Raw genomic sequence first — 26,318 nt, 5'->3', positions numbered from 1 at the left:
CACCTGACCCATGCTCTCCTCCTCTTCAGCAGGAGCTATGCTCCCGCGGGTGGTGGAGAGCCGTCCACAGCATCAGTTGCGGACGTTCTGTCCACGCCGCATCATCGCGTGATGAACTCGGCTCGGCGCGCGAAACTCCGAACAATCGCGACGGATTTTCTTCAGGGGCGGCTGTTGCCGCTGGAGGCCGCATGGGCGCTGGTGGCCTTCGAGGGTGAGGCACCCGACGATCTCAGGCGCTTCCTGACGCCCATGGTTGGGGTGACTAGCGAGACGGACGATATCCCACTCGGCCACCGAAGGGAGCTTTGGCATCCGGACGTGCGGCCCACGGAAGACCAGAAGCACGACGAGGCTCAGGTATGGGCGGAGCCGTTGGTCCGCGAGGCGTGCAAGCGGCTCTTCGAGGCCCTGTAGAACACCGTCCGCTTCCCACCCCCGCCGAACGTCCCGAGGTCTGTTTGCCGGTTTGACTCCGAATGTCCGATGTGCGGCAGGCCGCCGATGACGGGGCGCGACCCTTAGCGGACCTCTAAGCTACCCAGCACCAAGCGGCGTTGAGCACCGCTCCGCCGACCACGCCCAGCACAGCAGAAGTGCCGAGGCCGGTGCCCGTCGCCAAGGCGATGCCACCCAGGACCAGCGAGAATACGGCCCAGCGCGCGACCAAGAGAGGCCAGTGCCTCCTCATCCAGGTCGTGGCGATTTCGGGGTCGGTCATCCTTAGAGGGTCGCCCCGGCAGCGTTGCGGGTCAATGTCGGCTACCCACCCTCCATAGCCGTTCGCGGGGTCGGCTTCCGGACTGAGATGTAGGGACGGCTCGCGCATCCCCGTTGCAGACGTTGCTCGCGCGGCTAAGCTCGGACGATGAGGCGCGTGACAGCGACCACCATCGCGATCGGGACCTGCTGGCTCTCGGCTGCATCCGCTCTGCCAACGGAAGCGCTAGCGGGCGCGGGGGTGAGGAATTCGCGAGCTGCCTGCGAGCGCATCAAGGCCGCCGTAGCCAATCAAGACGGGTTCGATGCTCGCGAGATCGCCTTCTGCGACGTCGTCGGCCGGCAGGATAGTCCGAGAGGCTACTACGTACTTGCGCTGCACGGCTTCCGGCCCGACTGCGGCGGGATCTGCAGCACCAACGCAGGTTGGTACGCGATCGAGACAGCCAGCGGCCGCGTGTACGAGTGGGATGTCGCGGAGTCAGCTCTGGGCAAGGCAGTCGAGACGTCCGCACCCGACGCCGCTCGCAGCTCTTCACCCGAGCCGAGCCTTGGGGCGCTACAAGTGCGCCTGTGGTACGAAGCGACGGGCAACCTGTCCGAGAACATTGCGCCCCCGGCGTCGTTCGCGGCGTGGAACATCATCATTGCCGAAGGGGACGCCCGCGAGGTCGCTAACGACGCGCTCTTCACGGTCGATGTAATCTCCAACCGCGGCGCGGCTCACATCGACACGCCACTGAAACTGACGGTCCGCAACGCTCGCGGCCGGGTTCTAGCTTCCAAAACAATCGCCACGACGCTGACATCCACGACCGGGCGTGCCGTGAAGGGCCTGTGGCTCTCTGAGGTCGGGTGCGCAGGCTCTCTCACCTTCGAGGCCCGGCTAGGCGCTTCCCGGAAGCAGGCGACCATTGACCTCCGCTGCGGCGAATAAGCCGCGTACGTCGGCTACCCACCCTCCAGCGACGTTAGAAACGTCCGCTCGCGGAGCACACTAGGGGCGATCAGCGCGCTGTCAGGGCCTTGATCGTGAAGTTGGAGGCCATGACGCACTTCGCCTGGCCGTTCGGGACGCCGACCGTGGCCGGCTGGCCCGGCCCGGGCTCGAAGCGCCACACGCCCTTGGGCGTGGTGATCACCAGGGTCTTGGGGCTGGTGAACTGGCAGACGGGATAGACGCGCGTCCCCCACCCGGCGCCATAGCGCAGGGCGCGGCACTCCATATGGCCGAACTGCCGGGCAAAGCCGACGCCTTCGTAGAAGGTGGCCTTCGGCGCCTTCAGGCCCTGGGCGTCGAACTGCGCCTCCGTGAGGCTGGGGCACGGCGGGCCGTCGACCACCGCCTCGCTGGCCAGGAACAGCGCCGCCTCGCGCTTTCCCAGATAACTCTGGGTGATCAGCCAGCCCGGCAGGCCCACGGCGATCGCCGCGGCCAGGCCGAACACCACCTTCTGACCGGCCGTCAGCCGGCGCCGCCGCACGCGCTGCAAGGGTACGCTCCGCAGATCTCTAAGAATTACACTTGTAATGCAGCGGGAGCCGCGACGCCAGCCCCGATCAGGCCGCGATCTTCTCCGCCGCCTTGACCGCCTGCCCCACCGGGTTGGTGAAGCGCAGCACCCCGTCGTCCAGCTTGGCGTAGCGCAGGTTCATCAGGTCCTTGGCGTAGTTCTGGTCCAGCCGCCACGGCGCCTTGTTGCCCTGCTTGGGGAACTTGGCCATGGCCCGCTGGACATAGCCGGACGAGAAGTCCAGCCACGGCTCGAACTGCACCGTGGGGTCGGTATTGACCGGCGTCGCCTGACGCAGGCCTGTCTTCTTCATGTGGTTCAGCAGGCGGCAGACGTACTCGCACGTCAGGTCGCACTTCAGCGTCCAGGAGGCGTTGGTGTAGCCGAAGGCGGAGGCCATGTTCGGCACGCCCTCGTACATCATGCCCTTGTACGAGAGCGTCTGCGATGCATCGATCTTGCGCCCGTCGACGCTGACCTCGACGCCGTTCCAGACCTCGAGCACCAGGCCGGTGGCGCTGACGACCACGTCGGCCTCCAGCTCCTCGCCGGACTTCAGGCGGATGCCCGTCTCGGTGAAGGTCTCGATGTGGTCGGTGACGACAGAGGCCCGGCCGTTCTTGATCTCGCGGAACATGTCCGCGTCCGGCACCAGGCACAGGCGTTGGTCCCAGGGGTTGTAGGTGGGCGTGAAGTGCTTATCGACATCGTAGTCGGGGCCCAGCTGTTCGCGGACCATCTTCAGGATGTTGGCCTTCACGGCGGCCGGCTTCTCGCGGGCCAGCTTGAAGAAGTACATGCCGAACAGGATGTTGCGCAGGCGGACGATGTCGTAGGCCAGCTTGCCCGGCAGCCACTTGCGCAGGTTGTTCGCCATCTTGTCCTCGGCCGGACGGCTGACGACGTAGGTGGGCGAGCGCTGCAACATGGTGACGTGGGCGGCGGTCTTGGCCATCTCGGGCACCAGGGTCACGGCCGTGGCGCCCGACCCGATCACCACGACCTTCTTGCCTGAATAGTCGAGGTCCTTGGGCCACTTCTGCGGGTGCACCAGGCGGCCTTTGAAGCGGTCGACGCCCGGGAAGTCGGGGGTGTAGCCGCCCTCGTAGGAGTAGTAGCCGCCGCACAGGAACAGGAAGCTGCAGGTGAAGCGGGTCAGCTTGCCGGCCACCTCCGCCTCGACCGTCCAGGCCGCCGCCTCGGTGGACCAGCTCACGCGCTTGACCATGTGGCCGAAGCGGATGTGGCGGTCGATGCCGTTCTCGGCGGCCGTCTTGCGCACATAGCCCAGGATCGAGGGGCCGTCGGCGATGGCCTTGGCCTCGGTCCACGGCTTGAAGGCATAGCCCAGGGTGTACATGTCGCTGTCCGAGCGGATGCCCGGATACCGGAACAGGTCCCAGGTGCCGCCGATGGCGTCCCGGCCCTCGAGGATCACGTAGCTGCGGTCGGGGCAGGCGGTCTTCAGGTGATAGCCCGCGCCCACGCCGGAGAGCCCGGCCCCCACGATCACCGCGTCGAAGTGCTCGGTCGTCATTCGCAGTTCCGCCCCCTGTTCGTTGGCCGCAAAATAACTGATCGCCGTTCACTTACCAGCCGCGAAACGCGCCGCCCCCGGAGTCCGCCCTTCGCGTATCAACGTTGCGTGAACATCGATTCCACTCCTCCGTAAGTGGTGGACCGCATGCTACGGTCGAGTTGCTCGCACTGCAAAGGTCGGGGGACCCACCACCACGACAGGAGCAAGGCATGTCCCAACCCGAACGGCTCGCGTCTCGGCTGGATTTCCGGCCCATCCCCATCTGGGATCCGGTGCCCTGGCCCTATCTGATCGACATCCTGGATAACCGGCAGATCCTGGAGATCGCGCGAATCCAGGTCCAGCTGCATCGCGAAACGATGCAGGCCCATATCCGGGCGACGGAGGCCTTTGAAAAGGTCCTGAGCGCCAAAGGCTAGACCGCCTTGTCCCTGCGAGCGGGCGCGACCGGCGCCCCTCGCGTCTCTTCTCATCAGGAGCGGTGGAATGACCTCTCTGCTTGCCCGCGCGCCTGCGCCGGGCGTCGACACGCGCGGCGTCGTCGCGCTGATCGGCTTCCAGAAGATCGGCAACCTGGGGCTGGGCTACCTGTCGGCGGTGCTGCGGCGCGCCGGGTTCGACGTGCGAGTGATCGACATCGAGCAACCACCGTCCGAGATCGTGCGGCAGGTCACCGAGGCCGACCCCATGCTGGTCGGCTTCTCCCTTATTTTCCAGTACTATATCCGCCGCTATGACGACCTCATGCGCCGCCTGCGGCTGGCCGGCGTCGGCTGCCATTTCACCATGGGCGGCCACTATCCGACGCTAAGCTTCGAGCAGACCATGATCGCCGCGCCGGAGCTGGACAGCATCGTCCGCTTCGAGGGCGAGGAGACCCTGCTGGAACTCGTCGAGACCCTCCGCGCCGGCGAGGACTGGCGCGGCATCCAGGGTCTCGTCCACCGCCGCAACGACGGGGTGACCGCCAATCCGCCTCGCCACCTCGCCCACGACCTGGACGACCTGCCCTTCCCCGATCGCGACTTCGAGGCCACCGAGGTGCTGGGCCGGCGCGGCATGCCGATCCTGGCCAGCCGGGGCTGCGCGCGGACCTGCTCGTTCTGCTCGATCCACACCTTCTACCGGACCGCCCCAGGCAAGGTGGTGCGGCTGCGCAGGACCACCGAGGTGGTCCGCGAGATGAAGATGCTGCACGACGAGCGCGGCATCACCGTCTTCCTCTTCCAGGACGACGACTTCCCGATGTTCGGCCCCAAATGGCGCGCCTGGGCCCACGATCTGGTGGATCAGCTGGAGGCCAGCGGCCTCGCGCGCAAGGTCATCTGGAAGCTCAACTGCCGCGCCGACGCCGTGGACGTCGACCTGCTGTCACGCATGCGCGATGCGGGCCTCTACATGATCTACATGGGCCTGGAGTCCGGCGACGCGCAGGGCCTCGTGACTCTGAACAAGGAGATCTCGGTCGATCAGAACCTCGCGGCCGTGCGGATGCTGAAGGACCTCGGCATCCGCTTCGAATACGGCTTCATGCTGCTGGACCCTTCCAGCACCTTCGCCTCCGTGCGGACCAATGTCGAATTCCTCCGCCAGATCATCGGCGACGGCTGCGCGGCCGCCACTTTCTGCAAGATGCTTCCCTACGATGGGACGCCCATCAAGGACGCGCTTGCCGCCAGCGGCCGGCTGAAGGGCGACGTCTGCGCCCCCGACTACGACTTCCTCGACCCCAAGCTGGACGCCTTCTACGCCGACCTGGCTCAGGTGGTGGAGGTGACGGGCTGGGTGCACGGCCCGCAGGCCCTGACCCTCCAGCTCGGCTGGGCGCACACGGAGGTCGCGGTGATCCGCAAGCTGTTCCCGCGCCTGCCCGACACCGACGCATACGACGCGACGCTGCGACGCCGCACCGCCGAGAGCAACGCGGCGCTGTTGCGGGTGGTCGAGCAGCTCGCGGACTTCCACGAGGCCGGCGTCGGCCGGCGGCCCGATCCCCAGCAGCTGCGGCGCCTGTGCGCCCAGACGCTGGAGACCGTCGTCAACGAACGCAACGCCTTCATCACGCGCCACCAGCGGGTGTTGCTGGACGCGCTGGACGCTGCGGCGGCGTAAGCCTCAGGCCAGCGCCAGCAGGGCGTCGTGGTCGGCGATGTGGTCGCAGGCGCTGCCCAGCATCTGCATGAACATGTCGTCCCCCCGCGGGGTCTGGACCACCACCATCGAGGCGAAGAAGGCGGTCAGGAAGAGCTGGAAGGCGCCCACGCCGTAGTCGCGGCGAAGGTCGTCCATGGCATAGCCCGTCACGCCCTGGCGGGTGAGTTCGCGCAGGTACAGCGCCAGCAGTTCGGCCTCGTGGGCCCGGCGCACGTCGGGCGGCAGGGCGCCGGCGAGAAAGTAGGCCACGTCGGTGGCGCCGACCGCATAGGTGAAGGACTGCCAGTCCAGCACCGTCACCGGATAACCGCCGGCCGGCGTGCCGAACATCATGTTGTCCGGCCGGAAGTCGTGGTGCGCCAGCGTGCGCGGGCCGGGCGTCCGCTCGCTGAAGGCGCTCCAGCGGCTGGTGAGCGCTTCGCCGATCTCGATCCACTGCGGCTGCAGGCGCTCGGCGTAGCGGGCGCGGAAGCCCTGCCAGAGGCCACTCACCAATTCCGGCGTGACCGCGCTGGCGGGCGCGGCCTTGGAGCCCTGCACCCAGGGGAGGTCGTCCAGGCTCTCGTCGCCCCAGAAGGCGGCGTGCAGGCGGGCCGCCTGCTCCACCACCAGCTTCGCCTGCCCAAGGTTCACGCCCCGAAGCTGATCGCCCTGCTCGGCCGGGGCCAGATCCTCCATCATCAGCACGAACTCGCCCCCCGTCTCGTCGGTGTCGGCGAACCAGCAGCGCGGGGTCTGGACCAGGGCCCTGGGCGCGAGCTGCTGGTAGAAGCGCACCTCGCGCAGGTAGTTGCCCAGCATGATCCCGGTGCCGCGGCTGGTCTCGTCGGGCGAGGGAAACTTGCCCACCAGCGAGGCCGGCGCGCCCTCGCCTTCCCGCTCGTAGCGGAGGCGGAACCGGACGCTCTCGCCGATCTGACCGGTGCCGACGTTCTTCGCCTCGAACCCCGAGACGACCGCGTCGACGCCCGCATTCTGGAGGACAGCGGTGAGCCAGGCGGCGTCGATGGCCCCCGGGCGGCGGATGTCGGGCTTCAAGAGGGTGGCGGTCATGCGGGCATCTGGTGGACATAGACCTCGTTCAGGGCGATCCGGTCGCCATCCAGGACGACGAGATCGAAGCCCCGCAGCCGGCCGCCCGACCCGCCCGGCCCGATCTCGCAGTACCAACGCCCGCAGAACCCGCCCGGGATCGGCCAGGTCTCGTCCGGCGTGTAGGTCATGGGCGGCGTGGCGGCGAAGAGGCCGGTGAGATAGGCCCGCAGCGCGGCATTGCCCGTCAGGCCGCCGGCGGTCTGAGGATCCCGATAGACGCAGTCTTCGGCATAGAAGGCGCAGAGGGCGTCGACGTCCTTGGCGGTCCAGGCGGCGAGCCAGCGGGCGTTGAAGTCGGCGATGTCCATGCTCAGGCTCCCAGCACCCGCTCGCGGTGCGCGTCGGTGAACGTCTCCGGCGGCGCCAGCTCCGGCCCGGCCATGACCGCGATCGAATGCAGGCGAAGGGTTGGGTCGACGGCCCCCCGCTCGTGATAGCTCCGCCGGCGCGCCGAGGCCTCGGGCCCGAATTCCATGTCCAGCGCCGCCTGCAGCCGGCCGGCGATCCGCAGGCGGCGCATCCGCTCGGCCCGCTCCTCGGCGTAGGGAGCGAGGGCCGCCTCGGACCAGTCGTCCGAGGCCTTCAGGATCTCGGTGACCAGGCGCACGTCGCGATAGGTGATGGAAAGTCCCAGGCCGATGATGGGGTCGTTCCAGCCCGCCGCGTCGCCCACCAGCACCACGCCCGGGGCGAAGGGCCGGTCCGTCCAGGCGTCGGCGTTGATGTAGCTGAACAGCGGTCCGGCCGGGCGGCCGGCGGCGATGTGGCGGTTCGCAGGGCTGCACTTCATGGCGAAGGCGTCCAGGAACCGCTGCGGGCCATCCGGCCCCTTGAACCGCTTGGCCTCGTCCAGGGCGTAGCCGCCGTAGACCCGCACCCGGCCGCCGCCCTGCGGAAACGCCAGAAAGCCGAAGTCGCCCTCGGTGCCGATGGCCTGCAGGTCGGCGGGCCACTCGTCCACACCTTCGACCAGCAGCCCGGCGAACCAGTGGTGCGGCGTATCCTGGTGCAGGACGATGCCCGCCGCCTCCCGGACCTGCGAGGTCCGCCCGTCCGCGCCCACCAGCAGCCGGGCCGAGGCGGTGCGGGTCTCCCCGGCCGCCTCGAAGGTCACCTGCGGATCGGCGCCCGCCCGGCTCTCGATCACCCGCACGCCGCGCAGGGTCTCGGCCCCCGCTGCGGCGGCCGCATCGAACAGCGTCTGACAATGGTGCGGATGGCCCAGGCACAGGGGGCCGGGCACGCCCTCCCGAAACAGTCCCAACGGCGTGGGCGCGGCCTCGGCGATGGCCGGATCGACGTGCTCGTCGTAGGTGACGTGGCGGGTGATGTGGTGGCCGCCGGCGTCCCGCAGCAGGTCGTAGAGGCCGAGGCGCTTCACCTCGTCGACGCCCCAGGGCGCGATCCACTCGCCGCGCACCCGGTCCTCGTAGATTTCCGACTGCTCCAGCAGCAGGACCGAGCGCCCGGCCCGCGCCATCACGGTCGCCAGCGCCGACCCGCCGATGCCGCCACCAACGATGACGAGGTCATAGCTTCCCATGCGTCCACCCTCGCGCGCCGTCTCACGCAGCGCCGCGCAGAGAGGATCACGCCGGACGCGGCGTCATCCAAGCCCCGTAAGCGGCCGGGGGCTGTGCAGGATTCTCAGGAGGAAGTGGCGGTGACGGAGGGATTCGAACCCTCGATACCCTTTCGAGTATGACGATTTAGCAAACCGTTGCCTTCAGCCACTCGGCCACGTCACCTTGTTGTTTTTAACGGGTTTTCTCCCGTCCCCGCGGTAGCATTGGCTCCGATGCACCGCCGACAGCGCGAGCTGTTCCGAATGGGAGCCCTCCTTAGCGAAACGCGCCGCGCTCGGCAACGGGCCATTGAATCGACCGCCGCATCACGAAGGAATTCCCGACACTAGCCTAATCGCGTCAACAAGCCCTGGCCGGGAAAATCGATCGCCCGCCCTTTTGAAGCACCCACCAACGTTCGCTTTGATTGATTTTTCCGAAGCGATTCAAATCCGCGGCGAGTCGGGGGGCGTAACAGGAGATGTTGGCTCGGGGATCGGGCGACATTTGAAAGTCAGGCTGCAGCAACACATACCTTAGAGTCGGCGCCGCGAGGCCACGCCGGAGTGCATCTTCGCTTCCCACGCGCTGCTGGTTGAAAGGGAAGAAGTTCACCTGCGGGCTTGGCATGGGCCGCTTCAAAACAAAGTTCGCACCGGGGGCGAACGGCAAGCTCGCGAGTGATTCCTGCGGCCCGAGATTGCGATCAAGGTATTGTAACGCCACAACTAGGTGGCGATCTTCAGGCAAAGGGACCGGTTCGCCGGCCAGCATCACTGCTAATGCAGGAACGCGTGCCGCGCCATGCAGCGTCCCGGCGTCGCGGAACGACCACACAACGAGCGCCGCGAGCCAAATCATTCCCGCCGCACCGACAACGCGGAGGTGGCGGTTGTGACCCGCGGCGCTCAAGAGACCCGCGATTAGCAAAACGATCGCGAAGGCGCGGTCGGCAAGGTGTGCTCCGTCCGGTCGCTCGATCAGGAACTGCGGTAGATTAACGACGGCGAACAGCGAGAGCAGGGCAAGTTTCCGCCATTCCGGCGAGGCGCTCTGCCAGCGCTTGTAGAAGGCGGCAGCAACGCCCAACAAGGGCCACGCAGCCGATGAGAGCATGAGTAGGGTCATAAGGTCGCTTCCGGGACCGCCGAGCCGCGGGAACGGCAGCTTGTACCAGGCGACGCTCCGGCTATGCGCAAAGCCGGCGAAGTCGCGAAGCTGTCCCAACCACCCCGCCAGAACCCCCACTTGCGAGTAGGCAAGCGCCACGGCCAGCCCTGCGAGTGTGGCTCCGATCAGCCCCGCCAAAACGTCGGAGCCGAGCTTGGCTAAGCTCCGGTGCGCTTCTAGACGAAGCATGACGCTTCCGAAGGCCAGAGCGCCGGCCGTGGCGGCAGCGTCGATTCGCACTGCCGCGCCGACGATCACAAGGGCTCCCAGCAAAGCTAGCGGTAGCCGCCCGGCGGAGCTTTGCGCGAACAGCGATAGGAGCAAGGCAAGCTGGCTGAGCAGGAGGATATGGCCGCGGAAGAGCCACGGGTAAGACAACAGAATAACGGCCGCGATCCCGATCGCGGGGCCAAACCGAAGCCCCAGAGCGCGTGCTACGCCATAGGAGAGCGCAACGTTGAGGGCTGCGAGCAAGACGCCCAATGCCCGGCCCGAGGCGACGGTTGGTCCGAACAGATCGAACCACTCACCCCAGAGCTGGAACAGCCCCGGAGCATACGTGAAGAGCTCGATATCCTCGAAGAGGCGAGCACCCTGCTGAACTCGCCAAGCAATGTAATAAAGATAGCCCTCGTCCCCCATGTTGAAGGGGGTGATGCGGGCGAGCCAAGCGCCGTGAAGCAAGACAACGACGGCTATCGCAGCGGCCAGCAAGATGTCCTTCACACCTGCCCTCATGAACGGGACGCTGTATCCTCCACAATGAGCTCAGCAATTTGCTCTCTGACAGGTCGAACAGCCGAGTCAGAGCGGCGAGCGAGGACGTAGGTCGCGAGGGCGCGCCGCGCAGCACGCAGACGCTTAGAAAAGTCGTAGCTGGAAACCCCCAACGCGCGGCTGCTTCTCTCGACCGGAATACTCCGACAGCGAAGCGAAGCCGCGATCAATCCGATGACTGAGGGGGAGTTCACCCGTGCGTCGAGAAGCTTGGCGGCGGCCGCATTCGTACAGGCAAAGTACATGCCCGCATCGCGGGGAAGGCCGATGAGGCGCAGAATTAGCATGCGATATAGGGTAGATGTGATCATCGCCGGGATAGACTGGTAGACACCCCGGCGCCCCGCGAACGACACATCGACGCCGTCCACCAGTGCGCATCTCAGCGCAGGCGCCGCCTCGGGTGGATCCTGCAGATCACCGTCCAAGCAGATCACGACCTGTCCCTTGGCGAAGGCAAAGCCGGACAATACCGCGACATGCTGCCCTGCGTTCCTGCGAAGCCGCAGGCCGCGGACATGCCGCATACTCGACGCCAGACTCTGGATCTCCGACCAAGCGCCGTCCGGGGAACAGTCGTCGACGAGGATGATCTCGACCCGATCGCCTGGCCAGGATTGGGAAGCGACCTCGCCGATGCGCTCGCACAGCGCTCGCAACGACGCACGATTGCCGTAGACCGGCGAGACGAAGCTGATGGACGGAGAGTTCATTCCAACGCCGGCGGCGCAAAGGCAAAGCTCTCCCGAACCAAACGGGCGAGACCGGCCTTCACTTCGATCGTCTCTGTTAGCCCCAGCCGCGTGCGCATCCGCTGGACATCGGCCCTCCACTCGGAGTGGTCAGCGGGCCGGGGTGGGAAATCCGCCCGCACATTGGTCGGCCTGCCGCCGCATAGGCTCTGCACCATCGCTACTACGTCATGATTGTCCGTGCCAACGCCGGTCCCCGCGTTGATGACTTCGCCGGGCCGCAGGTTGAGGGCTCCAGCACGTAGGCAGGCGGTCACAACATCATCGACATGAACATAGTCTCTTACAAAACCCCGTGGCGTCAGCCTGATTAGGTCGTTCGTCCGGGCTGCGCGGATGACCGTTGGGATGAAACGCCTCGGGTCGTCACCGTGGCCGTAGGCGTAGAAGATCCGCAGGGACACGGCATTCAGCCCCTCCTTGGCCATTTCCCGCATCGCCTTGGTCAGCGCGGCTTTAGACGCCCCATGCTCAGAGACAGCGTTGTCCTGCATGTCCTCCCGCAAGGCGGTGGGGTGAGGTCCGTACTCGCTGGAGCTTCCCAGCACCACGACCTTCTGGACGTCCGCAGATCGGCACGCCATCAACAGGCGGCGCCCCCCTTCCGTGGTGATGCGAAGCGCATCATCTAGCCCTGACTGCCCAAGAGGCTCCACGCTGGCCGGGTCGCAACCGCGATGTACGGCGCCATGGAAGACGACGTGGGGTCTTACCTCTCGCAGGACGGCCAGGCCGCCGTCGATTTCCTCCAACGACCATCGATGCGCCGTGTAGCCTAGGCCCCCCTGCGCCTCGGGCCGCCGAGCGAGCGCGTGGATCTCGGCTCCCAGCGATCTGAGCGCGCTGATGAGATGACGGCCGATGAATCCAGTCGCGCCAGTAACGGCCACGACCCGTCCCCGCCACCATGCCGGAGTTGCGTGTATCCGCTCCTCAAATCTCACGCCGGCTCTAAGCTCCGGATCAACGTGTGCAGCTCGACCCGATCACGCTCGATCTTCGAATCGGTTCGGCCCAGGAGCTCGAGCCACGCAACTTGCAGTCGTGCCAGTTCGCTCGGAATATCTCGCCCGACAATGTCACGCCGGAAGGACCGTCGCATAAAGGTGAAGCCGCCGCGATGGGCAGCAAGTTCACCCAACAGCATTCGACAAGGAATGGGATCCCCGCAATCGATGCAGGTCGCGCCGCCGAATCCGAATTCAATTGCCGGAACGGCGGCTCGGATTCGATCAATGCTGCCATCACGCAAGGCCGTGAAGATGAATTTTTGCCCCCGGCTGATCGCAAGGTCATTCAGGCCGACAAAGACAGCGTTCAGGGGAAGGTCACCAAATTGGTCAGCCCCGTCCACTGCGGCTTTTGTCTCGATCAGGATCGCGGTCTCAGTCCGCGAGTCCACAGCTCGCAAGAACGCCTCGACCTCGCCCCGCCCGCGCGCCATCGGCAGATAGATCCGCGACGCCCCGCTCCCGATAGCCCTTTCAATCTCGTCATGGCTGTCCTCGCACCAGGCGTTGATCCGACAATGAACACGCACGCCCTTGAGCCGGGCCAACGGTTCGATCGCCGCCAGTGGCGCCTCGTTGATCTCTGTATCTGCCCCGAGCTGGCGACGTTCTTTTCCGCGGCTCTCATGGTCGACGATAAACTCCCTAAGCCCCCCATCGTACAGCGGGAGCACCCGGTTGAGTTCATGCTCAAAAGCTACGAGGGACAATGAAGCCATGCGAACCGCCGTGTTTGCGCAAGGCAAAGCTATCTCAACTTGTCTATTCCCGTCCTGCACCTATTGAGCGGTTCCTGCGCACGACGACAATGACCGCGATGAGGATCGAGAGTTCGGCAACGAGTCGAACGCCGAGAACCGCAGGGACACCAAGGTTGGCGACCGCCGCTCCTCCAACGAGCATAACGACTGCTCCAATTGCGAACGCGGGCAGCATCGCCGCACCCAGTCCCCGGGGCGCGACGAAGGCGGCGAGGCCAACGATACCCGCGACTTGAATAGTATAAATTACTGAAAGGGCGGGGAAATACTGAGCAGAAGGCGCGTATTGCGGGCCGAATATGCTGGTGACGAGCCGACTGGAAACGAGGACCATAGCTGCGCAGACAAGTGCGTATCCTGTTAAGGCGGCAAGCGCGAAAATTGCTACGCGCCGACGGCGCCGGCCGTCGCCCGAGAGTTCCCAGCGCATTAGGACGGGAGAGCTCACGGAAAGTACGACCATCATCAGATTGCTGGTCACGGCGAACAGCCTTTCGCCCATCCCGTAGAGCGCAACCTGTGAAGCGCCCAGCATGACCCCCAGGAGTGGAATCGTCGCCTGGGATTGCAGCGCACCGAAACCTCGGAGCGCGAGGAGACGCCATCGGTGGCGCGCTAGGCGCCATGCGCGTCTGACCGACATACGGGCCCCCGAACCGACCACACGGCCCTGCGCGCCAAGTTGCGCAAGATGTGAAACCGCAAGCGAGGCGACAAACACCCCGAGCGCGGCCACGGCGGATGGCCGCCATAGAAAGAGAGTCGACATTCCCCCAACGTAAATCGCCACTGTCGCGAGCTCGATCGCTACAGCGCTTGAGATCGAACCGGCGAACTGGCGAAATATCGGGAGGCCCGCACCCAGCAGCCACCCCGAGGCGATAGAGAAAGCCAACAACGTCCCGTCGCCGCCCAGCCACAGGCCGACAGCCCAGGCGAGCGGCGTGGTTGCGGCGAACAGCAGAAATCGCGATACGTAGTCCGCCCAGAACGCGGACGCGGCTGCGCGCGGCCCAGACGTCAAAGCAAGACGCCGCGCCAGGTAAATCGTGCTGCCGAACTCGGCTAAAATCGCGAAGTAAGCGGCAAGTTGAAAGTATAGCAGATAGCGACCCGCCTCTTCTGGTGCGAGTTCGCGCGCGATCAGGGGCAGGAAAAGAACAGGCAACGCGAGGCGCGTGACCTGCGCGAGGCCAATAGCGAAGGCGCGCCAGAGTGAGGAACCACCCGCCGCGCGCAACCGCTCTGATGACGATTCATCCAGATGCAACCGCTCCCCCAGCCCGGAATACCGTAGCTGGCTGCGCGCCCCCTCGCCAAGGGGCACGCCCCGCCGCAACCGCCGGTGCGGACCGGTCCTACGAAATCAGACGTTCAGCCCTGGGCCAGCCACTGGCGGGCTTGGCGCTGGGCCTCGGCGACGTCTTCGGAGGCCATCTCGTGGGCGATCTCCTTGCGGTAGACCTTGGCCTCGATCGAGCCGCGCATGGCGGCCAGGTTGAACAGCATGTGCGCCGAGACGTAGTCGAGCGGCGCGCCGCCCTGGCCCGTGGAATACAGCAGGCCCATACGGAACAACTCGTCGCCCGTCGCGTCCGGAGTCGGCAGCGGCAGGGCGTCGGACTTCATGTCGATGCTCGCCAGCATGGTTTCTATCCTCGTCGAACCGGCGGCCTCGATTTTCGAGCCCCTCACCGATCCACGGGTCGCAGAAAACCAAGCTTGCGCTGAACACATGGTTAAGGCCGCCGTTGTGGAATCGTCAGGATTCGCCCCTGGGACATTCCACCGCACCCGTTCGGCGAACGTGATGCGTCGCACGCGCGGCTTCACCTGCGGGGCGGTTGCGTCCTAGATGTCGGGTGGGACGCGGGTCGGACGACGTCGTTCAGGGAGAGTTCAGCCAGTTCCCGCCATGATCCACGCCAAGATGAAACGCCTGATCCTCCTGTTGGCGGCGGCGGCCAGCGTGGCCTCCGCCATGCCGCTGGCGGCGCCCGCCCTCGCCCGCGACGGAGACCAGGGCCGGCGCGCCGAGCGGCAGGAGAACCGTGGGCGCGGCCCGGAGCGTGGCTATGAGCGGCGCGGCCGCCAGGATCGTGGCGACGCCGATCGTGGCCGGCGGGACGACCGCGGCCGCGACCGTCCGCGCTACGACGACGACGGCCCCCGGTATGTCGACGAGCGACCGCGCTATGAGGAGCGGCGGCGCGACGACGACCGCAGGCGCCCGGACTACATGCAGGGCCCGCGGCCCAACTACATGCGCCCGACGCCGGGAACCCGGCGCGGCTATGTGCCCGACGGCTATCGTGGCGACGTGGTGGGCGACTACCGGCGCTACCGCCTGCGGCCGCCGCCCCAGGGGTACGCCTGGGTGCGGATGGGCAACGGCTTCGCCCTGGTGGAGATGGGCAGCGGCCGGATCTTCGACCGGGTGGACTGACGCCTAGGCTTCCAGCTTGCTCTTCAGCAGCTGGTTGATCACGCCCGGGTTGGCCTTGCCGCCCGTGGCCTTCATCACCTGGCCCACGAACCAGCCGATGGCCTGGGGCTTTTCCTTCACCTGCGCGGCCTGGCCGGGGTTGGCGGCGATCAGGTCGTCGATGATCTTTTCCAGCTCGCCGGTGTCGCTGACCTGCTTCAGGCCCTGCTTCTCGACGATCTCGCCGGGTGCGCCCTCGCCCGCCCACATGCGCTCGAAGACGTCCTTGGCGATCTTGGACGAGATCACCCCCTCCTCGATCAGCTGCACCAGCTCGGCGATGGCCGCCGGCTTGATCGGCGAGGCGGCGATGTCGAGGCCGCCGGCGGTCAGGCGGGCGGCCAGGTCGTTGGTCACCCAGTTGGCCACCAGCTTGGCGTCGCGGCCCTTGGCGGCCGCCTCGTAGAAGTCGGCGCGGGCCTGGTCGATGATCAGCACGCCGGCGTCATAGGCCGACAGGCCGTACTGCGACTGCAGCCGGGCCTTCTTGGCGTCGGGCAGCTCGGGCAGTCCCGCCTCGATGCGCTTGATCCACGCCGGATCCAGCGTCAGCGGCAGGAGGTCGGGGTCGGGGAAGTAGCGGTAGTCGTGCGCCTCTTCCTTCGAGCGCATCGAGCGGGTCTCGCCCTTCACCGTGTCGAACAGGCGCGTCTCCTGGTCGATCTTGCCGCCGTCTTCCAGGATCTCGATCTGGCGCCGGGCCTCGTACTCGATCGCCTGCTGGATGAAGCGGAACGAGTTGACGTTCTTGATCTCGCAGCGGGTGCCCAGGTGGCTGAAATCCCCGGTCTCGCGGTACTTCTCGTAGGCGCCGGGGCGGCAGACCGACACGTTCACGTCGGCGCGCAGGTTGCCCTTCTCCATGTCGCCGTCGCAGGTGCCCAGGTAGATCAGGATCGTGCGCAGCTTCTTCACATAGGCGGCCGCCTCTTCCGAGGTGCGCATGTCGGGCCGGGAGACGATCTCCATCAGGGCCGTGCCGGCGCGGTTCAGGTCCACGTAGGTGGCGTTCGGGTCCTGGTCGTGCAGGCTCTTGCCGGCGTCCTGCTCCAAGTGCAGACGCTCGATGCGCACGGTGAAGGTGGAGCCGTCGTCGCGCTCGACGGTGACCTCGCCCTCGCCCACGATCGGGTCCTTGAACTGGCTGATCTGATAGCCCTGGGGCAGGTCCGGATAGAAATAGTTCTTCCGGTCGAAGCGCGACCATTCGTTGATTTTGGCCTTCAGCCCCAGGCCCGTCTTGATCGCCTGTTCCACGCAGTGGCGGTTGATGACCGGCAGCATGCCGGGCATGGCGGCGTCCACCAGGCTGACCTGGGCGTTGGGCGCGGCCCCCGCGCCGACGGCGGCGCCGGAGAACAGCTTGGCGTTGGACGACACCTGGGCATGCACCTCGAGGCCGAGGACGATCTCCCAGGGGCCGGTGCGGCCCTGGATCTGCTTGGCGTTGGTCGCGTCGTTCATGCCCGCGTACTAGCGCCGCCCGGGCCGGACGGGAAGCGCATGCAGATGCCCTCTTGCGCAATTGCCTGGAAATAGACTCAAAGTTCCACGCGTCTTAACGGCGCTTAGACCGGGGAAAAGGAACACCCAAATGAAGACTCTCGCTTTCGCCGCCGCGCTCGCCGTGGCCGCGGTCGCCGCGCCGGCCCTGGCGCAGGACCACAAGGACCACGCCGCCGCCGCCGCCGCGCCCGCCGAGAGCAAGCTCTCGGTCGAATCCACGCCGATCGGCGACATCATCAAGAACGAGAAGGCCAAGGCCGCCCTGGAAGCCGCCCTGCCGGAAATCCCGCAGTTCTACGACCAGATCGCCACCATGACGCTGGCCCAGGTCGCGCCGATGAGCCAGGGCGCCCTGGACGACGCCAAGCTGAAGGCCATCCAGGCCGAATTCGACAAGATCCAGTAGGGTCGGCGTCCCTCCCTTAATGGGGAGGGACAGACCGCAAAGCGGTCAGGGTGGGGAACGCCGGATCAGGCTCGGCGCCGGATCGTTGCTCCCCCACCCTGCTCGTCTGTCGACGAGCTTTCCCTCCCCATTAAGGGAGGGAGACATTCACCACCACTTCGCCGGTTTGGCGCGGAAGTCCGCGGCCTTCTCGATCGCCGAGCCCAGCGAGAACAGCGTCCCCTCGTCCAGATTGCGGCCGATGAGCTGCAGCCCCAGCGGCAGGCCCTGGGCGTCGACGCCGGCGGGCACGCTCATGCCCGGCAGGCCGGCGAGGTTCACCGTCACCGTGAAGATGTCGTTCAGGTACATGGCCACCGGATCGTCCGACTTCTCGCCCAGGGCGAAGGCGGCGGACGGGGCGGTCGGCGTCAAGAGGGCGTCGACCTTCTCCCAGGCCTGGTCGAAGTCGTCGGCGATGCGCCGGCGCACCTTCAGCGCCTTGAGGTAGTAGGCGTCGTAGTACCCCGCCGAGAGCACGTAGGTGCCGATGAGGATGCGACGCTTCACCTCGGCGCCGAAGCCTTCGGCGCGGGTCTGCTCGTAGGTGTCGGTCAGGTTGGCGCCGTCGACGCGCAAGCCGTAGCGCATGCCGTCGTAGCGGGCGAGGTTCGACGAGGCCTCGGCGGGGGCGATGATGTAGTAGGCCGGCAGGGCGTACTTGGTGTGCGGCAGGCTGACCTCGACGATCTCGCAGCCGGCCTCCTTCAGCCAGGCGATCCCCTGCTCCCACAACTTCTCGATCTCGGGCGGCATGCCGTCGACGCGGTATTCCTTGGGGATGCCGACCCGCAGGCCCTTTACGGACTTGCCGCAGAAGCTCGGGAAATCAGGAACTTCGGCGTCGATGCTCGTCGAGTCCTTCGGGTCGTGGCCCGACATGGACTTCAGCAGGATGGCGGTGTCCTCGACCGTCCGGGCCATGGGACCGGCCTGGTCCAGGGACGAGGCGAAGGCCACGATGCCCCAGCGCGAGCAGCGGCCGTATGTCGGCTTGATCCCGACCGTGCCGGTGAAGGCCGCGGGCTGGCGGATCGACCCGCCGGTGTCGGTGGCCGTGGCGCCCAGGCAGAGTTCCGCCGCCACCGCCGCGGCCGAGCCGCCGGACGAGCCGCCCGGGGTCAGGTCGGCGTTGCCGCCCTGGGCGCGCCAGGGGTTCACCACCGGCCCCCAGGCCGAGGTCTCGTTGGACGAGCCCATGGCGAACTCGTCCATGTTGAGCTTGCCCAGCATGACCGCGCCGTCGCGCCACAGGTTGGAGGTGACGGTGCTCTCGTAGACGGGCTTGAAGCCGCGCAGGATCTTCGAAGCGGCGGTGGATTCCACGCCCTCGGTGCAGAACAGGTCCTTGATGCCCAGCGGCGCGCCGTCCAGCGGCCCCGCCTCGCCCTTGGCGCGGCGGGCGTCGGAGGCCCTGGCCATCTCCAGCGCCTTGTCCGGCGTGTTCACGACGAAGGCGTTCAGCGCGCTGGCCGCCTCGATGGCGCTGAGGTGGGCGTTGGTGATCTCTTCCGACGAGAAGGTCTTGGCGGCCAGCCCGTCGAGGGCGGCCTTCAGGGTGAGCCCGGTGAGGTCCGACATGGCTATTCCACAACCTTGGGCACGATGAAGAAGTCGCGGGCGGTCTTCGGGGCGTTGGCCAGCACCTTGGCCGGATCGCCGCCGTCGGTGACGACGTCGTCGCGCATGGGCAGGCTCATGGCCACCGAGGTGGTCATCGGCTCGACCCCGTTGGTGTCGACCTCGTTCAGCTGCTCGATCCAGGTCATGATGCCGGAGAGCTCCTTGGCGAGCGGCTCCAGCTTCTCTTCCGGCTCGGCGATGCGCGCCAGCCTCGCAACCTTGCGCACGGTCGCGGCGTCGATGGCCATGGGGCCCTCCTAAGTCAGAGGGCGTGGGTTAGCCGCGGCGGGGGCGCCTTTGCAAGCGATCCCCGCCGCTGGGCCGCGTTTAGGCGGCCGTGCGCGCGGTTCCGGCCGGCTGCCCGGTCGCCAGCCAGTAGGCGCAGTCCGGCCCCAGCTCGGCCAGGGCGCGGGCCTCGTAGGCGGCGCAGTCCTCGGCGGTCAGCACGTCGCGCCAGCGGCCGTTGACGCCCTTGTTGATGAAGGTCTGCGCCCCGCCGTCGAAGATCGCGCCGCCCAGGGGCGCCACGTTCTCGGCGTGCTGCTTCATGTAGTCGAACGAGCAGTGCTCCAGGATCGCCGGCCAGCGGTCCTCCGGGATGTCGCACCCCAGGAAGTCGGCGATGGCCCGCATCTCGCCCTCGGGATCGGCCTTCAGCGCGTTGAAGTGGACGAGGCGCACGTTGGGCAGTTCGCGGGCCGCCCACCAGGTGGCGATGTTCTCCCAGTAGGACCAGAACGGCTGCCCGTCGTTCTCCAGCCAGTGCAGGAAGTAGCGGCGGATGTCGGGATCGGGCCGCCCGATCGGCGGGCCCACCCGGCCTGGCGTCTCGTTCAGCAGCTCGTACCAGAGGTCGTTGGCGTTGGCGTGGTGGTTGTAAAGGCTCCACAGCACGTCGCGGCCGTCGCGGGCCACGTACAGATAGCGGGCCTTGGGCGAAAAGGTCAGGGCGTCCAGCGGCAGGTGGGTCTTGACGATCCGGCGGTGGGTCTGGGCCTCCAGCTGCGCCATCGTATCCGGCGGCATGATCCGCAGGTCGAGCCAGGGCGAGATGTCGTTGATCGGCACATCGGGCGCCCCGGCGAACACGAGCTGGCCCACGATCTGCTGGGTCCAGGTGGTGCCGGACTTCGCATAGGTGGCCACGATGACGTCGTCGTCGCGGAAGGCGAAGCGGTCCCAGATGGTGGAATCCATGTGGTGGTTGTGCAGGTCGCGGGTCTTGGTCGGCCAGATCGGGTGACGGTTCACCACGGCGTTCTCCTTCGTCGTTCGGACGACGCTGATACTCGGACGCGCCGAAGCGCCACAATGCGCGACTTCGCCGAGCGGGTGCGCGAAAACGCCGAGGGGGCCGATGCATCCGGGTTTCGTGCTAGGAGGCGCCGCATGGCCGTCGTCGATCTCTTGGACCTCCCCGCCCTCCTGCCCCGCTATGCGGCCGTGGTGGGGCTCGACCTCGGCGAGAAGACCATCGGCGTGGCCGTGTCGGACGCCGGGCGCTCGATCGCCAGCCCCCTGCAGCTCATCCGCAAGACCAAGTTCACGGACGATGCGAACGCCCTGTTCAAGCTGATGGAGAGCCGCGAGGCCCAGGCCATCGTCATCGGCCTGCCGGTGAACATGGACGGAACCGAGGGGGCGCGGGCGCAGTCCTGTCGCGCCTTCGCCCGCAACGTGCTGCGCCTCAAGGACCTGCCCATCGCGTTCTGGGACGAGCGGATGAGCTCGATGGCGGTGAACCGCATGCTGATCGACGAGGCGGACACCACCCGCGCCCGCCGCGCCGAGGTGGTCGACAAGGCCGCCGCCGCCTGGATCCTCCAGGGGGCGCTGGACCGGTTGCGCAACGCCGCCTGATCCGCAGGCTCCTCCCCCGCGACGCGGGGGAGGTGGATTGCCGCGCAGCGGCGAGACGGAGGGGGCGCAAGGCAGCCCCCTCCACCACTTCGTGGTCCCCCTCCCCCTTCCTCTTCGGGACGGGGACGGCGCGATCAGAGCCCGCCGGCGAAGAGGTCCGGCTTGCCGATCGGGACGCCCTTGTGGCGCAGGATCCCGTAGGCGGTGGAGAGGTGGAAGTAGAAGTTGGTCGTGGCGAAGCTGGAGAGCCACTGGCCCGCCGGAAGCGTCGGCTCGAACTGGCCGAGGTTGAACGTGATGGGAACCTGGTCGCGCCCCTCGAACTGCTCGGCTTTCAGGCCGGCCAGATAGGCCTTGGCTTCGGCGATGGCGGCCTTGTAGCCCGCCAGGTCGAGGTTCTCCGGAACGTCCGCCGGAACCGGCAGGCCGGCTGCGCGCGCCGGCCACTGGCGGGCGAAGTTGAGAACGACGTTTGCCTGGAACCGCAGCGGATTCATGTCGTCGATCAGCCGCCAGTCCAGCATGTCGCCCTCAGAGACGCCCTGGGACGCGGCGAAGGCGGCGCCCTTGGTGAGCAGGTTCTCGAGCGTGCCGAGCCCCTTGGAATAGAGCTCGACGAAGGTGAACAGGCAGACGGTCATCGGTTTCCCCCGGGAGTGGTTCGCCTGGATGTAGGGACCGGCGGCACAGCTTCGCAACGGCGCAGGCCGAGGAAGTTGGGGATCGGGCGTTGCGCTCGCTTCCCTTGCCGCCCGCGCCGCTCTAAGACCGCGCTTTAATGAGCGCCGCGCCCCCCGGTCTGAACGAGGTCCTGCAGCGGACCTTCTCGTTCCCCAAACGCCACTTCCTGTCCGCCACCGACCTCAACGAAGTCGAGGTCGCGAACCTGCTGGATCTCGCGGACGGATTCGTCAGCCTGAACCGGCAGACCTCGAAGAAGCTGGACCTGCTCAAGGGCAGGACGCTGATGAACCTGTTCTTCGAGAATTCCACCCGCACCCAGAGCTCGTTCGAGCTGGCCGGAAAGCGGCTGGGCGCCGACGTGGTCAACATGAGCCCGCGGTCCTCGTCGATCTCCAAGGGCGAGACCCTGATCGACACGGCCGTGACGCTTAACGCCATGCAGCCCGACCTGCTGGTCGTGCGCCACGCCTCGTCGGGCGCGGCGTCGCTGCTCTCGCAGAAGGTGGGCTGCTCGGTGATCAACGCCGGCGACGGCCAGCACGAGCACCCGACCCAGGCGCTGCTGGACGCGCTCTCGATGCGCCGGGCGTTCGGCTACATCTCCGGGCTGAAGGTGGCGATCTGCGGGGATGTCCTGCACAGCCGCGTGGCGCGGTCCAACATCGCCCTGCTGCAGATGCTGGGCGCCCACGTGCGCCTGGTCGGGCCGCCGACTTTGATCCCGCCGTCCGCGGACCGCTGGAACGTCGAGGTCTTCCACGACATGCGCAAGGGCATCGCCGGCTGCGACGTGGTGATGATGCTGCGCCTGCAACTGGAGCGGATGGACGGGGTCATGGCGCCGTCACAGCGCGAGTATTTCCGCTTCTTCGGCCTGGACCGCGAGAAACTGGCCTTCGCCGCGCCGCACGTGCGGGTGATGCACCCGGGTCCCATGAACCGCGGCGTCGAGATCGACTCGGAGGTCGCCGACGACCTCTCAGTCAGCCTGATCCAGGACCAGGTGGAGATGGGCGTCGCCGCCCGCATGGCGGTGCTGACCTCGCTGGCCGCGCGCCTGGAGAACGACCGCTGATGCGCCCCGTCGCCTTCACCAACGCCCGTATCGTCGACCCGGCGAGCGGCTATGACGGTCCCGGCGCCATCATCGTCACCGAAGGCGTCATCGCCGACGTGGTCCGCGGCGGCGGGCTCGGCGCCCTGTCGGCCGACGTCGAGGTGGTGGACGCCGGCGGCGCCCTCCTGATCCCGGGCCTGATCGACGTCCGGGTAAAGACCGGCGAGCCGGGGGCCGAGCCCAAGGAGACGCTGAAGTCCGCCGCCATGGCCGCCGCGGCCGGCGGCGTGACCACCATGGTCGTCCAGCCCGACACCCACCCGGTGATGGACGAGCCGTCGGTGGTCGATTTCATCCTGCGCCGGGCCCGGGACATCGAGCTGGTGCACGTCTACCCCGCGGGCGCCGCCACGAAGGGCTGCGAAGGCAAGCGAATGGCCGAGATCGGCCTGATGCACGAGGCGGGCTGCCTCTATGTGACCGACGCCGACCGGCCGATCGTGGATTCGAAGGTGTTCCAGCGGGTCCTGATGTACGCCAAGGCGTTCGACACGCCGGTCGCGCACCGGCCCGTGGACCCGTGGCTGTCGGCCGGCGCGGCCGCGACGTCGGGCGAGTTCGCCGCGCGCATGGGCCTGCCCAGCGTTCCGGCCGTCGCCGAGAAGATCATGCTGGAGCGCGACCTGGCGCTGGCCGAGCTGACCGGCGCGCGGCTGATCGTCGACCAGATCACGACAGCGGCGGCCCTGGAGAGCCTGAAGCGGGCCAAGGACCGCGGCCTCGCGGTCACGGCGACGACCTCGATCAATCACCTGTCGTTCAACGAGATCGACATCGGCGACTACCGCACGTTCTGCAAGCTGGACCCGCCGTTGCGGTCGGAGGACGACCGCCAGGCGGTGATCGAGGCGGTGGCCTCGGGCCTGATCCAGGTGGTGGTCTCGGCGCACGCGCCGGCCCCGGCCGAGGACAAGCGCCTGCCCTACGACGAGGCCGCGCCGGGCGCCGTGGGATTGCAGACCCTGTTGGCCGCTCTGCTCGCCTTCCACCACGAAGGCCGGATCCCCCTGATCGACCTGATCCGCACCGTGACCGTCGCGCCGGCGGACCTGCTGGGGCTGCAGGCCGGCCGGATCGCCAAGGGCGCGCCGGCGGACCTGGTGCTGTGCGACCTCGACGCGCCGGTTCGGATCGACGCCGACAAGCTGGTGTCGAAGTCCAAGAACTCCCCCTTCGACGGCCGCCGGCTGCAGGGAAAGGTTCTGCGGACGGTCGTGGACGGCCGGACGGTCTACGCGGCTTAGCGCCCGGTCAGGCGGCCTCCAGAACCTCCAGCGGCAACAACGACGGCACGTGCAGCCGGCTCAGGATGCGGCCCTCCAGCGGGATCAGGGCGTCGACAAACGCTTCCCCGGGGCCGTTGTCGTAACGGGGCGGCGGCTGGAGCTGGTCCATCGGCAGGATCATCGTCTCCTGCACGGCGTCGACCAGGAGGCCCGCCGGGCGGTCCTCGTGATGGACCACCACGATGACGTGCCGTCCCGACGCCTCGGTCTTGCCCAGTCCCAGCCGGGCCCGCAGGTCCAGGACCGGCATCACCGCGCCGCGGAGGTTGATCACCCCCAGGACGAAGTCCGGCGCCTGGGGCAGCGGGGTGGAGGCGGTGAACCCGCGGATCTCGCGCACGGAGCGGATGTCGATGCAGAAGTCCGCCCCGGCCACTTCGAGCAGGATCAGCTCGACGGCGCCGTGCGTGTCGAACGCGGCCGACATCAGAATTCGCTCCAGTCGCTGGCGCCGCCGCCGCCCACCGCGACGCGCAGCTTGTGCTGCAGGCCTGCGGCGTCGTTCTGGGTGCGCGCGGGGGGCGTCCGCGCCGGGGCTGCCCGGGCCGCGGCCGGCGCCTGCTCGCCCACCTCGAACCGCTCCACCAGCTGGGCCAGTTCGACGGCCTCGCGCTTGAGCTGGGCCGCCGCGGCCGTGGCCTCCTCCACCATCGCGGCGTTCTGCTGGGTCACCTGGTCCATCTGGTTCACGGCAGTGTTCACCTGACCGAGCCCCGTGGATTGCTCCTGAGCCGACTGGGCGATCTCGGACACCAGGCCATCGATGCTGGCGACCCGCTCGACGATGGCGGTCAGCGCCTGGCCGGTGTCGGTCACCAGCTTCACGCCGCGGTCGACCTGGGCGCCGGACGAGGAGATCAGGGTCTTGATCTCCTTCGCCGCCTCGGCCGAGCGCTGGGCCAGAGCCCGCACTTCCTGCGCGACCACCGCGAAGCCCTTGCCAGCCTCTCCGGCGCGGGCGGCCTCGACCCCGGCGTTCAGCGCCAGCAGGTTGGTCTGGAAGGCGATCTCGTCGATCACCCCGATGATGTTCGAGATCTTGGCCGAGCTCTGCTGGATGTCGTGGATGGCGGACACCGCCTCGCGCACCACCTCGCCGGAGCGCTCCGCTTCGGTCCGGGCGCCGGACGCGACGGCCGAGGCTTCCTTCGCGCCCTCGGCGCTCCGCTTCACCGTGGCGGTGATCTCGTCCAGCGCCGCGGCGGTCTCCTCCAGGCTCGCCGCCTGCTGCTCCGTGCGCCGCGACAGGTCGTCGGACGCCGAGGAGATCTCGTCCGCGCCGCTGCGGATGGCGCCGGTCGTGTGCAGGACCGAGCCCATCGCCGAGCGCAGGCTGGACGTGGCGCTGTTGAAGTCTTCCTTGATCCGGGCATAGGCGCCCTGGAAGTCAGCAGTGATCGTCGCCGTCAGGTCCCCAAGCGAGAGGCGCTTCAGCCCGTCGGCCAGGATGGAGACGACCTCGTTCTGCTCCTTCTCGGTCGCCGCGCGGGCGGCGTCGTTCTGCATCCGCTCATGTTCGGTCGCGGTGATGTCGGTGGCGAACTTCACCACCCGGACAGGCTTGCCCGCGGCGTCCAGGATCGGGTTGTACGAAGCCTGGATCCAGACCTCGCGCCCGCCCTTGCCGATACGGCGGAACTTGGCGGCGACGAACTCGCCGCGGTTCAGCGTCTGCCAGAACTCGCGATAGGCCGGGCTGCCCGCCTCCTGCGGGTCGACGAACATCGCGTGCTTGCGCCCGGCGACGTCGCTCTCGACATAGCCCAGGGTGTCCAGGAAGTTCTTGTTGGCGCGGACGATCGTGCCGTCGAGCTCGAACTCGATCACGGCCTGCGAACGCTCGATGGCCGCGACCATGCCTTCCAGGCTGCGAACATGAGCATCCGCCGCCTTGGCGCCCGAGGCGCCGCCGAACAGTTTCATCACCAAACCCTTGCTGCAGACTCCCGCCGCAGCGGGAATGACGTTGTTCGGCGAACGAGTGGCTCAACCACCCTTAACTTTGTATAAGTTGTGAGAATACCTACCCCATTATGGGTACGTCGGCGGATATACAGATTATCGTGACACCCTGAGGTATATCGAATGGTATAGGCGCAACTATACCAAAGTCTTATACTCGCCCGGATTGCGCGCCCCTCCCCCGCAACCGGCAGCTGCCCTAGCCCCATAGTTCATCTTTTGTTCTTGAACAGGTCGCAGGGGGTCTGTATGGCCCGTGGAGACCGACGCTGACGCGGACGGCGAGCCACGC

The 26,318-nt window shown here is 67.4% G+C and carries 27 protein-coding genes and 1 tRNA gene; 9 read left to right on the top strand and 19 right to left on the bottom strand.

Annotation, left to right across the window (positions count from 1 at the left end):
• Together A2790_RS09180 and A2790_RS09175 are read left to right on the top strand one after the other, a co-directional pair.
• Positions 1-417 (top strand): hypothetical protein (locus A2790_RS09180; protein WP_293390299.1); only part of this gene is annotated, 417 nt, incomplete at its 5' end.
• Positions 418-877: 460 nt separating this feature from the next.
• Complete coding sequence (locus A2790_RS09175) at positions 878-1,657, top strand: hypothetical protein (RefSeq protein WP_293390296.1); 780 nt, start codon at positions 878-880, stop codon at positions 1,655-1,657.
• Positions 1,658-1,727: 70 nt separating this feature from the next.
• Here the strand turns inward: A2790_RS09175 and A2790_RS09170 are convergent, their stop codons facing one another.
• Together A2790_RS09170 and A2790_RS09165 are read right to left on the bottom strand one after the other, a co-directional pair.
• The gene (locus A2790_RS09170) at positions 1,728-2,213 is read right to left on the bottom strand and encodes a hypothetical protein (protein ID WP_293390293.1); all 486 of its coding nucleotides are present in this window, start codon (positions 2,211-2,213) and stop codon (positions 1,728-1,730) included.
• Positions 2,214-2,280: 67 nt separating this feature from the next.
• Complete coding sequence (locus A2790_RS09165) at positions 2,281-3,771, bottom strand: NAD(P)/FAD-dependent oxidoreductase (protein WP_293390290.1); 1,491 nt, start codon at positions 3,769-3,771, stop codon at positions 2,281-2,283.
• A gap of 212 nt (positions 3,772-3,983) precedes the next feature.
• Here A2790_RS09165 and A2790_RS09160 point away from each other — a divergent pair, with 212 nt between their 5' ends.
• A complete protein-coding gene (locus tag A2790_RS09160; protein ID WP_293390287.1) occupies positions 3,984-4,193 on the top strand; it encodes a hypothetical protein in 210 nt (69 codons plus the stop codon).
• Between the two features lie 67 nt (positions 4,194-4,260).
• Complete coding sequence (locus A2790_RS09155; RefSeq protein ID WP_293390284.1) at positions 4,261-5,886, top strand: radical SAM protein; 1,626 nt, start codon at positions 4,261-4,263, stop codon at positions 5,884-5,886.
• A 3-nt stretch (positions 5,887-5,889) separates the two neighbouring features.
• Here the strand turns inward: A2790_RS09155 and A2790_RS09150 are convergent, their stop codons facing one another.
• The 10 genes from A2790_RS09150 to A2790_RS09105 form a co-directional block, all read right to left on the bottom strand.
• On the bottom strand, positions 5,890-6,981 hold the full coding sequence (locus A2790_RS09150; RefSeq protein WP_293390281.1) for a phosphotransferase: 1,092 nt from the start codon (positions 6,979-6,981) through the stop codon (positions 5,890-5,892).
• Positions 6,978-7,331, bottom strand: a complete 354-nt coding sequence (locus tag A2790_RS09145; protein ID WP_293390278.1) for a nuclear transport factor 2 family protein — start codon at positions 7,329-7,331, stop codon at positions 6,978-6,980. The genes A2790_RS09150 and A2790_RS09145 overlap by 4 nt, the downstream gene beginning before the upstream one ends.
• A 2-nt stretch (positions 7,332-7,333) precedes the next feature.
• Positions 7,334-8,566 (bottom strand): FAD-dependent monooxygenase, encoded by a 1,233-nt coding sequence (locus tag A2790_RS09140; protein WP_293390276.1) that lies wholly within the window; start codon positions 8,564-8,566, stop codon positions 7,334-7,336.
• A 115-nt stretch (positions 8,567-8,681) separates the two neighbouring features.
• Positions 8,682-8,771 (bottom strand) — tRNA-Ser (locus A2790_RS09135).
• Between the two features lie 177 nt (positions 8,772-8,948).
• The gene (locus tag A2790_RS09130; protein WP_293390274.1) at positions 8,949-10,484 is read right to left on the bottom strand and encodes a hypothetical protein; all 1,536 of its coding nucleotides are present in this window, start codon (positions 10,482-10,484) and stop codon (positions 8,949-8,951) included.
• 8 nt (positions 10,485-10,492) lie between these two features.
• The gene (locus A2790_RS09125; protein ID WP_293390271.1) at positions 10,493-11,248 is read right to left on the bottom strand and encodes a glycosyltransferase; all 756 of its coding nucleotides are present in this window, start codon (positions 11,246-11,248) and stop codon (positions 10,493-10,495) included.
• Positions 11,245-12,177: an NAD-dependent epimerase/dehydratase gene (locus A2790_RS09120; protein WP_293390268.1), complete on the bottom strand. Its 933-nt coding sequence runs from the start codon at positions 12,175-12,177 to the stop codon at positions 11,245-11,247. Before A2790_RS09120 ends, A2790_RS09125 begins: the two co-directional genes overlap by 4 nt.
• Before the next feature lie 50 nt (positions 12,178-12,227).
• The gene (locus A2790_RS09115; protein WP_293390265.1) at positions 12,228-13,016 is read right to left on the bottom strand and encodes a hypothetical protein; all 789 of its coding nucleotides are present in this window, start codon (positions 13,014-13,016) and stop codon (positions 12,228-12,230) included.
• A 43-nt stretch (positions 13,017-13,059) separates the two neighbouring features.
• A complete protein-coding gene (locus A2790_RS09110; protein ID WP_293390262.1) occupies positions 13,060-14,328 on the bottom strand; it encodes a hypothetical protein in 1,269 nt (422 codons plus the stop codon).
• A 104-nt stretch (positions 14,329-14,432) separates the two neighbouring features.
• Positions 14,433-14,705 (bottom strand): sel1 repeat family protein, encoded by a 273-nt coding sequence (locus A2790_RS09105; RefSeq protein WP_068874205.1) that lies wholly within the window; start codon positions 14,703-14,705, stop codon positions 14,433-14,435.
• 283 nt (positions 14,706-14,988) lie between these two features.
• Here A2790_RS09105 and A2790_RS09100 point away from each other — a divergent pair, with 283 nt between their 5' ends.
• Positions 14,989-15,504, top strand: a complete 516-nt coding sequence (locus tag A2790_RS09100; protein WP_293390260.1) for an RcnB family protein — start codon at positions 14,989-14,991, stop codon at positions 15,502-15,504.
• A 3-nt stretch (positions 15,505-15,507) separates the two neighbouring features.
• On the opposite strand, the gene gatB is transcribed toward A2790_RS09100, so the two are convergent.
• The gene (gene gatB, locus A2790_RS09095) at positions 15,508-17,007 is read right to left on the bottom strand and encodes an Asp-tRNA(Asn)/Glu-tRNA(Gln) amidotransferase subunit GatB (protein ID WP_293390258.1); all 1,500 of its coding nucleotides are present in this window, start codon (positions 17,005-17,007) and stop codon (positions 15,508-15,510) included.
• Between the two features lie 130 nt (positions 17,008-17,137).
• Between gatB and A2790_RS09090 the strand changes: the two genes are divergently transcribed.
• On the top strand, positions 17,138-17,455 hold the full coding sequence (locus tag A2790_RS09090) for a hypothetical protein (protein WP_293390255.1): 318 nt from the start codon (positions 17,138-17,140) through the stop codon (positions 17,453-17,455).
• A 147-nt stretch (positions 17,456-17,602) separates the two neighbouring features.
• Here A2790_RS09090 and gatA read toward each other — a convergent pair whose 3' ends face one another.
• The 3 genes from gatA to A2790_RS09075 form a co-directional block, all read right to left on the bottom strand.
• The gene (gatA, locus tag A2790_RS09085; protein WP_293390253.1) at positions 17,603-19,075 is read right to left on the bottom strand and encodes an Asp-tRNA(Asn)/Glu-tRNA(Gln) amidotransferase subunit GatA; all 1,473 of its coding nucleotides are present in this window, start codon (positions 19,073-19,075) and stop codon (positions 17,603-17,605) included.
• Between the two features lie 2 nt (positions 19,076-19,077).
• Positions 19,078-19,365, bottom strand: a complete 288-nt coding sequence (gene gatC / locus A2790_RS09080) for an Asp-tRNA(Asn)/Glu-tRNA(Gln) amidotransferase subunit GatC (protein WP_293390250.1) — start codon at positions 19,363-19,365, stop codon at positions 19,078-19,080.
• A 79-nt stretch (positions 19,366-19,444) separates the two neighbouring features.
• Positions 19,445-20,371: a sulfotransferase domain-containing protein gene (locus tag A2790_RS09075; protein WP_293390247.1), complete on the bottom strand. Its 927-nt coding sequence runs from the start codon at positions 20,369-20,371 to the stop codon at positions 19,445-19,447.
• 135 nt (positions 20,372-20,506) lie between these two features.
• Between A2790_RS09075 and ruvX the strand changes: the two genes are divergently transcribed.
• A complete protein-coding gene (gene ruvX / locus A2790_RS09070) occupies positions 20,507-20,977 on the top strand; it encodes a Holliday junction resolvase RuvX (RefSeq protein ID WP_293390244.1) in 471 nt (156 codons plus the stop codon).
• 134 nt (positions 20,978-21,111) lie between these two features.
• Here the strand turns inward: ruvX and A2790_RS09065 are convergent, their stop codons facing one another.
• A complete protein-coding gene (locus tag A2790_RS09065) occupies positions 21,112-21,618 on the bottom strand; it encodes a DUF1993 domain-containing protein (protein WP_293390241.1) in 507 nt (168 codons plus the stop codon).
• 137 nt (positions 21,619-21,755) lie between these two features.
• Here A2790_RS09065 and A2790_RS09060 point away from each other — a divergent pair, with 137 nt between their 5' ends.
• Positions 21,756-22,736 (top strand): aspartate carbamoyltransferase catalytic subunit, encoded by a 981-nt coding sequence (locus tag A2790_RS09060; protein WP_293390238.1) that lies wholly within the window; start codon positions 21,756-21,758, stop codon positions 22,734-22,736.
• On the top strand, positions 22,736-24,022 hold the full coding sequence (gene pyrC / locus A2790_RS09055; protein WP_293390235.1) for a dihydroorotase: 1,287 nt from the start codon (positions 22,736-22,738) through the stop codon (positions 24,020-24,022). The genes A2790_RS09060 and pyrC overlap by 1 nt, the downstream gene beginning before the upstream one ends.
• 7 nt (positions 24,023-24,029) lie before the next feature.
• Here the strand turns inward: pyrC and A2790_RS09050 are convergent, their stop codons facing one another.
• Complete coding sequence (locus tag A2790_RS09050; RefSeq protein WP_293390232.1) at positions 24,030-24,491, bottom strand: chemotaxis protein CheW; 462 nt, start codon at positions 24,489-24,491, stop codon at positions 24,030-24,032.
• Positions 24,491-25,987: a PAS domain-containing methyl-accepting chemotaxis protein gene (locus A2790_RS09045; protein ID WP_293390229.1), complete on the bottom strand. Its 1,497-nt coding sequence runs from the start codon at positions 25,985-25,987 to the stop codon at positions 24,491-24,493. Before A2790_RS09045 ends, A2790_RS09050 begins: the two co-directional genes overlap by 1 nt.
• Between the last annotated feature and the right edge of the window lie 331 nt (positions 25,988-26,318).

This window comes from Phenylobacterium sp. RIFCSPHIGHO2_01_FULL_69_31 (assembly GCF_001824475.1).
In the GTDB taxonomy this organism is placed as follows: domain Bacteria; phylum Pseudomonadota; class Alphaproteobacteria; order Caulobacterales; family Caulobacteraceae; genus Phenylobacterium.
This window is presented reverse-complemented; position numbering and strand designations above follow the sequence as displayed.

Excerpts from the sequence above, each read along its gene's own strand:
- A2790_RS09060 (WP_293390238.1), top strand. The coding sequence starts at position 21,756 with ATGAGCGCCGCGCCCCCCGGTCTGAACGAGGTCCTGCAGCGGACCTTC.
- A2790_RS09115 (WP_293390265.1), bottom strand. The coding sequence starts at position 13,016 with ATGGCTTCATTGTCCCTCGTAGCTTTTGAGCATGAACTCAACCGGGTG.
- A2790_RS09100 (WP_293390260.1), top strand. The coding sequence starts at position 14,989 with ATGAAACGCCTGATCCTCCTGTTGGCGGCGGCGGCCAGCGTGGCCTCC.
- A2790_RS09065 (WP_293390241.1), bottom strand. The coding sequence starts at position 21,618 with ATGACCGTCTGCCTGTTCACCTTCGTCGAGCTCTATTCCAAGGGGCTC.
- A2790_RS09155 (WP_293390284.1), top strand. The coding sequence starts at position 4,261 with ATGACCTCTCTGCTTGCCCGCGCGCCTGCGCCGGGCGTCGACACGCGC.
- A2790_RS09045 (WP_293390229.1), bottom strand. The coding sequence starts at position 25,987 with ATGAAACTGTTCGGCGGCGCCTCGGGCGCCAAGGCGGCGGATGCTCAT.
- A2790_RS09145 (WP_293390278.1), bottom strand. The coding sequence starts at position 7,331 with ATGGACATCGCCGACTTCAACGCCCGCTGGCTCGCCGCCTGGACCGCC.
- A2790_RS09140 (WP_293390276.1), bottom strand. The coding sequence starts at position 8,566 with ATGGGAAGCTATGACCTCGTCATCGTTGGTGGCGGCATCGGCGGGTCG.
- A2790_RS09105 (WP_068874205.1), bottom strand. The coding sequence starts at position 14,705 with ATGCTGGCGAGCATCGACATGAAGTCCGACGCCCTGCCGCTGCCGACT.
- ruvX (WP_293390244.1), top strand. The coding sequence starts at position 20,507 with ATGGCCGTCGTCGATCTCTTGGACCTCCCCGCCCTCCTGCCCCGCTAT.
- A2790_RS09150 (WP_293390281.1), bottom strand. The coding sequence starts at position 6,981 with ATGACCGCCACCCTCTTGAAGCCCGACATCCGCCGCCCGGGGGCCATC.
- A2790_RS09160 (WP_293390287.1), top strand. The coding sequence starts at position 3,984 with ATGTCCCAACCCGAACGGCTCGCGTCTCGGCTGGATTTCCGGCCCATC.
- A2790_RS09090 (WP_293390255.1), top strand. The coding sequence starts at position 17,138 with ATGAAGACTCTCGCTTTCGCCGCCGCGCTCGCCGTGGCCGCGGTCGCC.
- pyrC (WP_293390235.1), top strand. The coding sequence starts at position 22,736 with ATGCGCCCCGTCGCCTTCACCAACGCCCGTATCGTCGACCCGGCGAGC.
- gatC (WP_293390250.1), bottom strand. The coding sequence starts at position 19,365 with ATGGCCATCGACGCCGCGACCGTGCGCAAGGTTGCGAGGCTGGCGCGC.
- gatB (WP_293390258.1), bottom strand. The coding sequence starts at position 17,007 with ATGAACGACGCGACCAACGCCAAGCAGATCCAGGGCCGCACCGGCCCC.
- A2790_RS09165 (WP_293390290.1), bottom strand. The coding sequence starts at position 3,771 with ATGACGACCGAGCACTTCGACGCGGTGATCGTGGGGGCCGGGCTCTCC.
- A2790_RS09050 (WP_293390232.1), bottom strand. The coding sequence starts at position 24,491 with ATGTCGGCCGCGTTCGACACGCACGGCGCCGTCGAGCTGATCCTGCTC.
- A2790_RS09125 (WP_293390271.1), bottom strand. The coding sequence starts at position 11,248 with ATGAACTCTCCGTCCATCAGCTTCGTCTCGCCGGTCTACGGCAATCGT.
- gatA (WP_293390253.1), bottom strand. The coding sequence starts at position 19,075 with ATGTCGGACCTCACCGGGCTCACCCTGAAGGCCGCCCTCGACGGGCTG.